The 11,947-nt window shown below is 65.7% G+C and carries 18 protein-coding genes; 15 read left to right on the top strand and 3 right to left on the bottom strand.

What is annotated here, in order from left to right:
- The first annotated feature begins 19 nt into the window (after nt 1-19).
- The 9 genes from AC07FN_RS39060 to AC07FN_RS39020 all read left to right on the top strand — a co-directional run bounded on the left by AC07FN_RS39060 (nt 20) and on the right by AC07FN_RS39020 (nt 4,891).
- Nucleotides 20-1,168 (top strand): SRPBCC family protein, encoded by a 1,149-nt coding sequence (locus tag AC07FN_RS39060; RefSeq protein ID WP_478400185.1) that lies wholly within the window; start codon nt 20-22, stop codon nt 1,166-1,168.
- Between the two features lie 4 nt (nt 1,169-1,172).
- On the top strand, nt 1,173-1,592 hold the full coding sequence (gene gvpJ / locus AC07FN_RS39055; RefSeq protein WP_478400184.1) for a gas vesicle protein GvpJ: 420 nt from the start codon (nt 1,173-1,175) through the stop codon (nt 1,590-1,592).
- Between the two features lie 71 nt (nt 1,593-1,663).
- Complete coding sequence (locus AC07FN_RS39050; protein WP_478400183.1) at nt 1,664-2,386, top strand: GvpL/GvpF family gas vesicle protein; 723 nt, start codon at nt 1,664-1,666, stop codon at nt 2,384-2,386.
- Between the two features lies 1 nt (nt 2,387).
- Nucleotides 2,388-2,639, top strand: a complete 252-nt coding sequence (locus tag AC07FN_RS39045) for a gas vesicle protein GvpG (protein WP_358503463.1) — start codon at nt 2,388-2,390, stop codon at nt 2,637-2,639.
- Nucleotides 2,636-3,100 (top strand): gas vesicle protein GvpO, encoded by a 465-nt coding sequence (locus AC07FN_RS39040; RefSeq protein ID WP_478400182.1) that lies wholly within the window; start codon nt 2,636-2,638, stop codon nt 3,098-3,100. The genes AC07FN_RS39045 and AC07FN_RS39040 overlap by 4 nt, the downstream gene beginning before the upstream one ends.
- On the top strand, nt 3,097-3,567 hold the full coding sequence (locus AC07FN_RS39035) for a gas vesicle protein (protein WP_478400181.1): 471 nt from the start codon (nt 3,097-3,099) through the stop codon (nt 3,565-3,567). Before AC07FN_RS39040 ends, AC07FN_RS39035 begins: the two co-directional genes overlap by 4 nt.
- The gene (locus AC07FN_RS39030) at nt 3,560-4,336 is read left to right on the top strand and encodes a GvpL/GvpF family gas vesicle protein (RefSeq protein ID WP_478400180.1); all 777 of its coding nucleotides are present in this window, start codon (nt 3,560-3,562) and stop codon (nt 4,334-4,336) included. The genes AC07FN_RS39035 and AC07FN_RS39030 overlap by 8 nt, the downstream gene beginning before the upstream one ends.
- Before the next feature lie 8 nt (nt 4,337-4,344).
- Nucleotides 4,345-4,572: a gas vesicle protein gene (locus AC07FN_RS39025; protein WP_358303500.1), complete on the top strand. Its 228-nt coding sequence runs from the start codon at nt 4,345-4,347 to the stop codon at nt 4,570-4,572.
- Nucleotides 4,565-4,891 (top strand): gas vesicle protein K, encoded by a 327-nt coding sequence (locus tag AC07FN_RS39020; protein WP_452614307.1) that lies wholly within the window; start codon nt 4,565-4,567, stop codon nt 4,889-4,891. Before AC07FN_RS39025 ends, AC07FN_RS39020 begins: the two co-directional genes overlap by 8 nt.
- 128 nt (nt 4,892-5,019) lie before the next feature.
- Here AC07FN_RS39020 and AC07FN_RS39015 read toward each other — a convergent pair whose 3' ends face one another.
- A complete protein-coding gene (locus AC07FN_RS39015) occupies nt 5,020-5,223 on the bottom strand; it encodes a CsbD family protein (protein WP_452614308.1) in 204 nt (67 codons plus the stop codon).
- An 845-nt stretch (nt 5,224-6,068) separates the two neighbouring features.
- Here AC07FN_RS39015 and AC07FN_RS39010 point away from each other — a divergent pair.
- Together AC07FN_RS39010 and AC07FN_RS39005 are read left to right on the top strand one after the other, a co-directional pair.
- Nucleotides 6,069-6,482: a hypothetical protein gene (locus AC07FN_RS39010; RefSeq protein ID WP_478400179.1), complete on the top strand. Its 414-nt coding sequence runs from the start codon at nt 6,069-6,071 to the stop codon at nt 6,480-6,482.
- A gap of 140 nt (nt 6,483-6,622) precedes the next feature.
- Nucleotides 6,623-7,096 carry a hypothetical protein gene (locus tag AC07FN_RS39005; protein ID WP_478400178.1) on the top strand — a complete coding sequence of 158 codons (474 nt, stop codon included), beginning with the start codon at nt 6,623-6,625 and terminating at the stop codon, nt 7,094-7,096.
- 128 nt (nt 7,097-7,224) lie between these two features.
- Here the strand turns inward: AC07FN_RS39005 and AC07FN_RS39000 are convergent, their stop codons facing one another.
- Complete coding sequence (locus AC07FN_RS39000) at nt 7,225-7,476, bottom strand: hypothetical protein (RefSeq protein WP_478400177.1); 252 nt, start codon at nt 7,474-7,476, stop codon at nt 7,225-7,227.
- A gap of 95 nt (nt 7,477-7,571) precedes the next feature.
- Here AC07FN_RS39000 and AC07FN_RS38995 point away from each other — a divergent pair, with 95 nt between their 5' ends.
- Nucleotides 7,572-8,069 carry an Asp23/Gls24 family envelope stress response protein gene (locus AC07FN_RS38995; protein ID WP_478400176.1) on the top strand — a complete coding sequence of 166 codons (498 nt, stop codon included), beginning with the start codon at nt 7,572-7,574 and terminating at the stop codon, nt 8,067-8,069.
- A 384-nt stretch (nt 8,070-8,453) separates the two neighbouring features.
- Nucleotides 8,454-9,500, top strand: a complete 1,047-nt coding sequence (locus tag AC07FN_RS38990; RefSeq protein ID WP_478400175.1) for a glucose 1-dehydrogenase — start codon at nt 8,454-8,456, stop codon at nt 9,498-9,500.
- A gap of 116 nt (nt 9,501-9,616) precedes the next feature.
- Here the strand turns inward: AC07FN_RS38990 and AC07FN_RS38985 are convergent, their stop codons facing one another.
- Nucleotides 9,617-10,837 (bottom strand): PP2C family protein-serine/threonine phosphatase, encoded by a 1,221-nt coding sequence (locus tag AC07FN_RS38985; RefSeq protein WP_478400174.1) that lies wholly within the window; start codon nt 10,835-10,837, stop codon nt 9,617-9,619.
- A gap of 71 nt (nt 10,838-10,908) precedes the next feature.
- Here AC07FN_RS38985 and AC07FN_RS38980 point away from each other — a divergent pair, with 71 nt between their 5' ends.
- On the top strand, nt 10,909-11,286 hold the full coding sequence (locus AC07FN_RS38980) for an STAS domain-containing protein (protein ID WP_478400173.1): 378 nt from the start codon (nt 10,909-10,911) through the stop codon (nt 11,284-11,286).
- A 96-nt stretch (nt 11,287-11,382) separates the two neighbouring features.
- Complete coding sequence (locus AC07FN_RS38975; protein ID WP_478400172.1) at nt 11,383-11,775, top strand: ATP-binding protein; 393 nt, start codon at nt 11,383-11,385, stop codon at nt 11,773-11,775.
- Nucleotides 11,776-11,947: the final 172 nt, after the last annotated feature.

Genomic DNA, 11,947 nt, shown 5'->3' with positions numbered 1-11,947 from the left:
CGTGGCTGAGGTGATGACCATGGCGGAGCAGCCCGATGGGCGTCGTTCCGGTTCTGGCGGGTTGTTGAGCGAGCTGCCGCTCGAACCGTTGAAAGCGGGGCTCCAGGATTTGTTGACCGCAGCCGGGGAGCGAGCGGCTGGTTTCGTCAGCGACAGGGTCGAGGACATGACCGAGAGGCTTGTGGAGTCGGCTGAAAATGGTGGTGCCGGGTTGGTGGCCGCATTGACGGGGGGTAAGGAGTTGGCTGCGGGAGGGTCCCCGGTCAAGTCGGCGCTGAAGGCCGGCTTCTCCGGATTGAAGGAGAAAGCAAAAGAGACGCTGGGCATGGGTGGAGGCAAAGGGGGGAAGAAGGGCAAGGCCAAGGTTGTCAACATCATCGAGCACAATGATGTGGGACTGCCGCTTCGCGTTGTGTACGACCAGTGGACCAGGTTTGAAGACTTTCCCGACATGACGAAGAAAGTCCTCAGCGTGGACCAGGAATCCGACGAGAAGATCAACTGGAAGGCGCAGATCTTCCTGTCCAAGCGAAGCTGGGAAGCCACCATCGTCGAACAGGTTCCCGACGACAGGATCATCTGGACTTCGACAGGCGCGAAGGGGAGCGTGGATGGATCGGTCACGTTCCACGAGCTCGCGCCGAACATGACGCGAATTCTGCTTGTCCTCGAATACTATCCGCAAGGGTTCTTCGAGAAGACGGCGTACATGTGGCGTGCGCAAGGGCGGCGTGTGCGAGCGGACTTCAAGTACATCAAACGGCACATGATGACGCGGACGATCTTGGAACAGGACAAGATCGAAGGATGGCGCGGCGAGATCCGCGACAGGGAGGTCGTCCGGACTCACGAGGATGCCCTGCGCGAGGAGCAGGAAGGGTACGGCCGCGAACCCGCCGAGGAAGAAGAGGAATACGAAGGCGAGCGCGCCGAAGTCTACGAGGAGCCCGAAGAGGAAGAGGGCGAAGAAGAAGGTTACGAGGAAGGCGAGGCCGAGCGGGACGAGGACTACGGCGAAGCGGATGAAGAGGAAGAGGGGTACGAGGACGAAGAGGAGTACGGAGACGAGGACCAGGAGTACCGGGAAGGTGACGAGGGCGAGGAAGAAGAGGAGGAGGAACGCGGAGGGCGTCGGAGTGAACGTGTGACATCCAGCCGGAGAAGGTGATCGCATGACCGTCGCGAGCATGCAAGGCGGCGGCGGGTCCCCGGTGCAGCGGGGAACCGGAGGCACTCTTGCAGACGTGGTCGAGCTCATCCTCGACAAGGGGCTGGTCATTGACGTGTTCGCGCGTGTCTCGCTCGTGGGGATCGAGATCATCACGGTCGATGCGCGCGTCGTCGTGGCCAGTGTGGACACCTACCTGCGCTTCGCTGAAGCGACCAACAGGCTGGACCTGGATCAGAAGGGCGGCAAGGACCTTCCAGAGCTCATGCAGGGCATGACGGAGAGCGGTGCGAAAGGTAAGACCAAGGGAATGATCGACGCGGCCAAGGACAAGTTCGACGAGTTCCGCGGTGCCGACGAGGGCGACAAGAGAGAGAAGCAACCCGTACGGCGCAGGGAATCACGCAGTCGGGAGCGTGAGTGATGGCCACACCCGCAGAACGAGGCGACCAGGTCCAATCAGGACAAGGAGACGACGTCGATCGCGGTGTGTACGTGTACGGGATCGTCGGCCACCGGGAGAAGCTTCCGGACGATCTGCCCTCGGTCGGAGATGGCAAGGAAGAGGTGGACCTGGCCTCGTACGGCAAGCTCTCCGCCCTGGTCAGCGAGGTGCAGCTCGTTCGTCCGCTCGGGACGCGCGAGGATTTGCTCGCGCATGAACGGGTACTCGACACCCTCGCGGCGGAGGCGGCAGTGATACCGATGCGCTTCGGATCCGTCGTGAGAACCAGGGAAGCCGTCGTCGAAGAGCTCTTGGCGCCCCATCAGGGGCATTTCGAGGAACTGCTCGCAGAGCTCGCCGGGCTGGTGCAGTTCACCGTTCGCGGCCGGTACGCGAACAACGCGCACCTCCGTGAAATCGTTTCCGAAGAGCCCGAGATCCAGGAACTCCGCGCGGCCCTTCAGGGGCTGCCCGAGGATGCGGGCTACGCCGAGCGCTTGAGGCTGGGAGAGCTGGTCAACAACGCGGTGGTCAGGAAACGCGAAGTCGATACCGAGACGCTGATCAGCTCTCTCGAGAAGTCCTCCGCTGCTTCCGCTTCCCATGCGGTCGCGGGTGAGGACGACGCCATGCACGTCGCGTTCCTCGTTGATCGCGAGGCGGTGGCTCAGTTCGAGGAAGCAGTGGATGATCTCGGACGGCAATGGGATGGGCGCGTCAACTTGCGGTTGATCGGGCCTCTCGCTCCCTACGATTTCCTGCCGGAGACCTGACATGGGGCTCATCACCGGACTGCTCACGCTTCCGCTGGCACCGGTCCGAGGTGCCGTATGGGTGGCTGAGCAGATCAAGCAGCACGCGGAGCGGCAGTACTACGACCCCGCCTTGATCCAGCGCCAGATAGCCGACGTCGATGACGCGCACGCCGCCGGCGAGCTGACCGATCACGAGCGCGACGAGCTGCAAGCGGACCTGCTGGCCAGGCTGTTCGAAGCGCAACGCCGACGTGACGCCGGGGAGATGTGAATCCGGTGGCCACCACGCGGGACGACGACGCCAGGGATCGCGAGCCACCTGCCGATCGCCCTCGGCGACCTCGGCCACGGCCAACGGGATCGAAGGCGTCGGCGCCACGCGACGATCGTGCCGAGAAGGACCGCAAGCCGCCGCGAGTGCGTCGGGAACCGGAAGGTGAAGAGGATAGGCGAGGTAGTGATGACGGGGGACGTCCACTCAAGGCCGCCGAGGCCGCGCAGCTGGCCGTCCGCCAGGTGCATGAACTGACGGGCAGGCAGCCAGAGGGTGTCACCTCGCTGGAGCGCGCGGAAAACGGTTGGCGCGTGAGCGTCGAGGTGGTCGAGAGCCACCGGGTTCCGGACACGGCGGACATCCTGGCGGTGTACGAAGCGGAGCTGGACCAGGACGGCGACCTCCTTTCCTACCGCCGGGTAGATCGCTACTCCAGGGGACGAGGTGACGAACGATGAACGGATACGATCGCGAGGAGCGGATGACGGCGCCGGAGGTTCGAGGCGGCGGGGCGCGGGCACCCGCCTGGTACGGACAGCGCGCGGCACCACCTGCGAGACAGGAGTCCGCGAATCTCGCGGACATCCTCGAACGCGTCTTGGACAAGGGAATCGTCATCGCCGGCGACATCCAGGTGAACCTGCTCGACATCGAGCTGCTGACCATCAAACTCCGGCTCGTGGTCGCCTCGGTGGAACGCGCCCGCGAGATGGGGATCGATTGGTGGGAGCACGACCCGACTCTGTCGTCCGGCCACCGCGATCTGGTCGAGGAGAACCGGCAACTGCGTTCTCAGGTCCGGGAGCTCGAGTCCGAACGCGGCACACCGCAGGGCGCGATAGAGCAAGGAGAAGACGAACAACGCAGTGAGAGTCGTCGAAGCGCACCTCCTCGGCGCGCCTCTGAGGAGCAGGACCGTGGCTGAAACGCTGTCCTACGTCTACGCGATCTCCCGGAAGGACGCCGACTTGCAGCCCGGCGCCGCGGGGATCGCCGGATCGGAAGTCCGGCTGGTCGGCTCTGGCGAGTTGGCAGCGTTGGTCAGCACGGTGCCCGCTGAGGAGTTCGGCGAGCAAGGGCTGCGGAAGAACTTGGAAGATCTGCGCTGGCTGGAAAGAACGGTGCGCGAGCACAATCGCGTCGTCGACGCAGCAGCTGCCACCTCGACCGTCGCGCCACTGGCGTTGGCCACGGTCTACTACAACGACGCTCGGGTCCAGGCCGCATTGACCGAACAAGCGCCCATGTTCCTCGACGTCCTGGCGCTGATAGCCGGCCGCACGGAGTGGGGGGTCAAGGCATACGCGGACCTCGTCAAGAGCACGTCCGGGGAACCTGCTGAGCCGGAGACCGGCGAGGGCGAGCGCCCGGGACAGGCTTACCTCCGCAAGATCCGGGCACAGCGGAAGGGGCGGGCCGAGGCAGAGCATGAAGCAGTGGAGCGAGCAAGCGAGATCCACGATGCCTTGAGCAAGCTCGCGCACGCGAACCGCGTGCACCCGCCGCAGAATCGCGACCTCGCGGCCTACCGAGGCTTGATGGTGCTCAACGGCGCCTACCTGGTCGACGACTCGCGGACCGAGGAGTTCACCTCCGCGATCGATGACATAGCGAGCGGAAGCTCCCTGCAGATCGAGCTCACGGGACCTTGGGCACCGTACTCGTTCGCGGTGGTATCCGCGGAGAAGCGGTGAGCGCGGCGATGACGACAGGACACGACGTCAGCACGCGAACTGTCCGGGACGCTCGGGAGATCGCGCTCGTCGACCTTCTCGACCGGCTGCTGGCCGGCGGAGTGGTGATCACCGGTGATGTGACCATCTCCCTGGCCGGGGTGGACTTGGTGCGGGTCTCGCTGCGGGCGATCATCACATCGATCCAGGAGAGCACGATGAACGTCGACTCCTGGGAGCGGGGCAGTGATGGGTGAGCCGTCCGGAGAACGGCGGGTCGGCCGGTCGGGAAGACTGCAGCACCGCATCGAAACCGATGCGGAGTCGGTCCAGCGCGATCTGGTCCGGCTCGTGCTGACCATCGTCGAGTTGCTGCGCCAGCTCATGGAACGCCAGGCCTTGCGCCGGGTCGACCAAGGCACGCTCGATGATGAGCAGATCGAAGAGCTGGGTCTGGCCCTCATGAAGCTGGAACAGGCGATGACGGAACTGCGCGATCGATTCGGACTCTCCACCGACGATCTCAACCTCGACCTCGGGCCGCTCGGCCCGCTGCTGCCGCGGGACGACCAGTGATGGTCACCTGCCCTCGTCGTCGCTTCCGGAGCTGTGAGCGTCGTGGGCCCTTCGCCGCAGCGCGTTCTTGCGGACACCACGACGTGGGCCGCACACCAGCGGAGGTACGCGGCCCACGAAACATGTGGCTATCCGTCTTGGCCGGGTTTCTTGTCCTTGTGCCCGGTGACGGCATCCTTCACCTTGTCCGCCGCCTGCTTCAGAGCACTCGTGGTCTGTTCGCCCTTGCCCTCGGCTTCTTTCTCCTTGTCGCCGGTGGCTTGACCGAGCTTCTCCTTCGCCTTGCCGGCGATTTCTTCGGCCTTGTGCTTGGCTTCGTCGCCGATGCCCATCTCATGCTCCCTTGGTACGGCTGCTCGAGACTCCGCTCGCCTTCGCGTGAAGCTCAGCCCGAAGGTCTGCGAAGTCGCTCCCTGCATACCCGCGACGCGTTGGCCGTACACCTGAAGGTACTTGTTTCAGTGTGACGTGTGGCACTGCTGTTGTATGCGGATTGCTGCGAGGCCGGAAGTAGGCAATGGGCTGCCGCTCGACGACCTATTCGGATGTTCGTACCCGGACAGGCCGACGATTCCAGTTGTGCTGTTTCGGGTACCCGATGGGGAACTCAAGGTTCGGTGATGGCCGTGATTCGGATAAAGGTGGCACTGGCGAACCTCGTCAGGATCTTGCTCGGCTGGTGGGGTTGGGCGAAACCGGCTTTGCGCCGCCTCGGCCGGAAAGCATTCCGATGGCTTCGAACGTTGTCCGCGACACTCGCGGGCGCGTTCGGAAAGCTTTCGCGGGCGGTGCCAGATGTGGTGCGTGGGCGGAAGTTCGGATTCTCCGGGCGCGCCAAGAAAGCGAGAAGCGCTTCCGGGCGTCGTTCCAGTCGCGGAAGGGACTCGGGTAGGGCAGGTGCTAGGCACAGGAAGCGAATGAAACTCCGGGGCGGCAAGAGATAAGTCGCGTGTTCGCCTCCGATCGGCCCGAGAAATCCAGGTCGGAGGTGATTCTGGAAAACGGGGTCGATGTGAGTGAAGCAAGCGCCCCTCCGGGGCGGCGAAAGAAACAGCCCGGGGAAGTCATCGGCGATCGAAGTGGGCGGGATGAGTCCCGATCGCAACGAGATCTCGCACCGTCCGGGCGAGCCCGCAGGTTGCCGGCGTTGGCGTCGGCGGAGTCGACCGCCGGAGACGTGGCCGATCGCAGCGGTGCGCCCGCTGAGGTCAGCGAGGGTACGGCAGTTGCGCTGGGGCGGTTGAAAAGCAGCCTCCGGCGCCTCGTCGACGCCGTGGTCGAAGTCTGCGCACAGCTCATCTCGACGAGGGTCGAGAGAGTCGTTGGCAAGCTCGCTGAACGCGCGGACAAGTCCGGGCCGGTGCCTGGGGCTGCGCTTCGGGCGGTGCGGGCAGTGCTCCTCGGGAAGAGTCCGGTCTGGGAGGCGATCAAGGGTGCGATAGCCGGCATGAGCTGGCAGACCAAACTCATCTTGGCGGTCGGGATGATCTTGTTGCCGATCCTGCTGGTCGTGTTGGGCGTGGTCCTCCTGCTGGTGCTGATCGTGCGTGCCGTTGTGGTGGCGTTCCGCGCGGTAACGCAGCGAGGTTGAGGCATCGCTTGACCGTGGCTCACTGGATCGAGCGATGCTTGAAGGTGTGAACTCGCGAATGGCGTCCGTCTCCCGGCGGCAGAAGAATGGGTTGCAACCGTTGGCCCGTCTGGTGGCATCGCTGATTTGGAGCTCGAGACATGATAAAGATCAAGGCCTACCTGTTCACGCTCCTTGGCTATTTGCTGCGCTTCTGGGACATGGCCAGGATCGCATTGCGCCTCGTTCGAAAGTTTGCCCAGGACGTGCTCAAAACCCGTGCGTCGAAGCGTCACGGCAAGCGCAGGTTTGTTCGGAGGTCAAAGGTCCACGAGCGGCGGATGATGCTTTTGCGGCGCACGAGCATGGTGGCAGCGGGGAGCGCGACAGCGGCTGCCGTGGCGTACGTCGTTTACCGCATGGTGCGGTCGTCGAAGGAAACAGAGGAACGCCCGCCCGGGCGGGCGGAAGCCCCTGAGGAAGCCGAAGCATCGACTGACGAGGGTGCTCGGCCGGCTGAGGAGACGTTCCCACCCGAGGACGCCATCCCGGCAGCCAGGGCAGCCGAAACGACCAGTACCGGGAAGCGAGGTCGAGGCTCAAGGCGACTGGCCCGGCTTCGTGGTTCCCGCTAATGGCCGGCGGTTGCCGACCTTGCAGGAGCCATTCGCTCGACCAGCGATGCCGAGACGCCTACGCGATCACGGTGCGGCTGCGATCGGATGAGACCGGCAGAAACCGGGCATTCCGGCGCCACGCCGTGCTACTTCTCGACGACGGTGGTCCTGGCCGTTTCTCGTGGCGGCGCTTGCTCAGGTAGTTCCACGCTCCCACCTTGGCGAGTGCGGATTTCGCGAATCATGTCGCGGATCTCGCTCAAGAGCAGGGCTTGAGCCATCGTCGCCCAGTACAGCGCTTCATCCCTCGGCTTGATCTGTTCGGCAGCCGCTCGTGCCCGGGCAAGAGCTCGGTCCGGATCGGTGACGATCTTGCTGGTCTTGTTGTCCTTGGCCATGACCACGCCATACCCGCGGCCGCGATCATCAACACCGCGGCGCGATCGTGAAGTCGAGGGGGCGGCCGGCGAAATGAGGAGGGGAGGCGGTGGTGATGGCCAAGGAAGAGACCGGGAAGCGGAGTCGGGAGGACGTCAGCACGGAAGGGAGCTGGGCGACCACGTCGGGACGAGTCAGAGAGGCCGCACCGACGGCCGAGGTCGCCGAGACCGAGCACGGCCGCACGACGATCGCCGCCGGGGTGGTGCAGAAGATCGCTGCAGTCGCCACTCGCGAAGTCTCGGGCGTGGCGGCACTCGGTGGGGGAGCGGCCCGGGCATTCGGCGCGGTCCGGGAACGGATCCCTGGCTCGAGCGCTTCGCAAACGTCGGGTGTGGCGGTGGAGGTCGGGGAGAAGCAGGCTGCCATCGACCTGGACATCACCGTGGAGTACGGGGCCGCGCTGGTGGATCTGGCGCGGGCGGTGCGCCGCAACATCATCACCGCGGTGGAGCGCATGACCGGACTGGAAGTCGTGGAGGTCAACATCGCAGTCACCGACATCCGCCTGCCCGGTGAGGAGAAAGCCCCAGCGCCCACCCGTGTCAAGTGACGCTCCGTCGGGCTGGGGGCGCGGAGAACGGAGGCTGACGACCACTCGGTCGAGCTTGCTGCAGGCATTCCTGGGCCGACCCCGCGCGTATTCCTCGGGGTGCTTGATCGCGCACTCTTCATCTTATCGGTACTGGTGTGTCCCCAGTGCACACTCCAGTACCCCTATCGCAGAGTGGTTCGGCCGACATCGAATGACAGTGACGGGAGCGGTTCGTGTCCTGCGATTCGTCCGCTGACCATTGACAGCTGCATGCGAGGGCTGTGTCCTGCAGTACAGGCGGGGCAAGCCAGCCCCTGCAGTACGGGTTCGCCGGCGTTGATACGGCTTGCTGACCGTGATTCTGCTGGTTCCCGGCCAACGGCGGGAGGGAGGAGCGTGCCGGTGAAGGCTGCCACCGTGGTGCCCGGAAAGCCGGAGCTGTCGGCGGTCACCGAGCTGCCCGATCCCGTTCCACAGCCGGGCGAGCTACTCGTGCGAGGACTGCTGGTGGGGTTCTGCCGCCTTGATCGTGATGTCACCGAACGCGCGCATGGTGCCTTGCCGTTGGGGCAGGACCGCATGGTCCTCTTCCACGAATCCGTCGGCCAGGCGATCCACGCTCCTGCGATCAGCGGGTTCCAGGATGGCGACTACGTGGTCGGTGTCGTCCGGCGTCCGGACCCGCAGCCGTGCGAAGCGTGCGCCGCCGGGCAGTGGGACTTCTGCCTCAACGGTGAGTACACCGAACGCGGCATCCGGGGCCTGGACGGATTCGGTGCTCAGCTATGGACCGTCGAGCCCCAGTTCGCGATCAAGGTCAGTCACGGGCTCGGGGCTCTGGGCGTGCTGACAGAGCCCGCATCGGTGGTGGCCAAGGCGTGGGAGCAGGTCGACATGATCGGTCGACGCGCCTACTTCGCTCCGCACCGCGCGCTGGTGACCAGGGCTGGACCGATCGGCCTGCTAGCTGCGCTGCTAGGCGTCCAGCGCGGCCTGGAGGTGCATGTCCTCGACCAGGTCGCCGAGGGGCCGAGACCCGATCTGGTCCGTGCGCTGGGCGCCACCTACCACACCTCGCTGGACGATCTGCGTTGCGAACCGGACGTCGTGATCGAGACGACCGGATCCGGCAGGCTGGTGTTCGAGGTTCTGCAGCACACCGCGCGCAACGCCATCACCGTGCTGACCGGTCTCGCGGGCCACCACCGCACCATGCCCTTCCCCGCGGAGGCAGCGATCGACAACGAGTTGATGCTGGACAACGACGTCGTTGTGAGCAGCGTGAACGCCAACCTGCGCCACTACAAACAGGCCGTGCAGGCGTTGGCCGCCGCAGATCGGAACTGGCTGGAATCCTTGATCAGCCGCCGGATCCCGTTGCGCAACTGGACCGATGTCTTCGACACGGGACCTGACGAGGTGAAGGTTGTCGTAGATCTCCAAGCCTGACATCAGCACCCTGACGACATCCACAAAGAATCTCGTTGGTCGGCAACGGTGACCGCACCATCGGTGTGCTGAATCATGGCCGCGCCTAACTGCGCGGCGATGATGGCCGCCATTGCTCAGCCGGAGTGGCTGATCGCGAGGAGGGCGACGTCGTCCGTCGGCCGTTCGGTGCCGACGAGCTTGTTCATCACCGTGGTGCACACGGCGTCCGCCGGAGCAGGGGAGACCGCCTCGCAGAGTTGGTCCAGCCCGACGTCGATCGAACGGTGGCGGCGTTCGACCAGGCCGTCGGTGAAGAAGCAGACGACCCCGTCGTCGGGTAACGCGAGCACGCTGGTCCGCCGTTGGCGGCGGGTGACGCCGAGACCGACGGGGGGATCCACCGGCACCTCGGCGAGGTGGCTGCGGCGGGAGGGCGTGCCGACGACCGGCGGCAGGTGTCCGGCCATCGAGATGTGCAACGTGGCCGCGGCCGGGTCGTAGATCGAGTACGCGACGGTGGCCATGGCGTTCGGTTCGAAGTGGGTGACCTTGCGATCCAGCTTGTGGAGGACCTGCGCGGGGTCTTCCGTCTCGAGGGCGTAGGCGCGCAGGGCGCTGCGCAGCCGGCCCATGATGATCGCCGCGGCCAGGCCGCTGCCGACCACGTCCCCGATCACGATGCCGATGTGCCCGGACGGCAGGGTGAAGACGTCGTACCAATCGCCGCCGACACCTGGACCGACGCCCGACACGTACCGCGCGTCGAGGGTGATCCCCGGGACCGAGGGCAGTCGAGTGGGCAGCAGGCTGCGCTGGAGCGCCTTCGTCGCGGCGCGCTCGGCGCGCGTCGTGCTGGCGCGGATCGCCAGCGCGATGCGATCGGCGAAGAGCTGGAGCAGGTGCACGTCGCGCTCGGTGAAGCGGCGGGTGTCGTAGGTGCCGATGTAGAGCACTCCGATGATCTCGCCGCCGGCCAGCATCGGGGTGCCCATCAGCGTTTCGATCCCGTGCTCCTGGAAAACCGGGCGGAGGACCGACGGGTCTTCCTGGCTGTCCAGGATCGGCGGCCGGCGTCCGGAGGCGACCGCGTCGGCGAAGGCGGGGCCCACGTGAACTCGAACGTCCTGGCGGACCTCGTCCTCGATCCCGACGGCGGCGGTCGCGACCAGCAGCTCACCGGCGGGTTCGTAGCGCATCACCGCGGCGGTGTCGACGTCGAGCAACTTGCTGACCCGGCGCAGCATTTCACGCAGCAGGTCGTCGGATTCGAGGTGCGCCAGCGCCGTGTCGGTGACGAGCTCGATCTGCCGCAACCGCTCCTCTGCGTCGTCGGACGAGTTGACCGCGGGCCGCATGGGAACAATGGTAGCCGCGCCGATCCTTGATCAACTTTGCGTTCGGGCACGGTGACGACCACCATGGGGGCATGTCCACGTCTACCGGTTCAAGCGACCCCGCAGCCCCGTTGACCGTGGTAACCCGATGGTCTGATCGCGTGTTGCTGATGGAAGTCGCGGGTGAAGTCGAACTGCTCAACGCCCCGCGGGTCGAGTCGGCGATCATGAACGCCTTCGACATGCGGCCCGAGGTCCTGATCCTGGACCTCTGCGGGGTGACGTTCCTGTCCTCGGCGGGGCTCGCCGTCCTGGTCCGCGCCCGGAATCGCGCCGGAACCGACATCAAGTTCCACGTTGTCGTCGAAGGCCCGGCAACGGTGCGGCCGGTGCAGTTGACCGGCCTCGACCAGGAGATCGCCTTCTTCTCCTCCCAGGACAAGGCGATGGCCGCCGCCGCAGGCACTTGAGTTCGGCGGTCCGCGCCACGGATGGGGCTGGAAATGATGGCTGGTGAGCCGAACGGAGGTCGTGCTCTCGGTGCCGGCGGGGATGGCGGATTGCCGGTGCCCGCGCTGCGCTACCGGATGGTTTCGGCGTCTCCGGGGGAGTTGCCCGCGCTGCGCGACGAGCTGGCGAGGTGGAGCCGCGGCGCGGGCCTCGGGAGCGACGCCGCGGAAGCGCTCGCGCTGGCGTGCTACGAGGCGATGGCGAACGTCGTCGAGCACGCCTATGCGCGTCCGGGTGCGATGGACGTGGAAGCGGTGCACTTCGCCGCGGAGCGCCGTGTGCAGGTCACGGTCACCGATCGCGGCAGCTGGGTGCCGCTGGACTGGGGTTCGGACGTCGATCGGGGCAGGGGGCTGCCGTTGATCCGCCACCTCGCCGACGAGGCGGTGATCATGCCGGGAGATGTCGGCACGGAAGTGCGGATGAGCTGGTCAACGCCCGGCGCATGACGTCCTGCCGCAATTTCAATGAGGTTTTTCCAACCTCGTTCTGCGTGGCGGTGCGGGTGGCGGAACCTCAGAGGCTCCCTGGTCTGTGGGTGCCCTGACTTATTGATTGGTAGTGCAAATGTGGCGTGTCTAGTCTGCGGCGTAGCGGACTTCGTCCTTGCCGAAGAAGGCT

The organism is Saccharopolyspora sp. NPDC045941, assembly GCF_056431445.1.
This window is presented reverse-complemented; position numbering and strand designations above follow the sequence as displayed.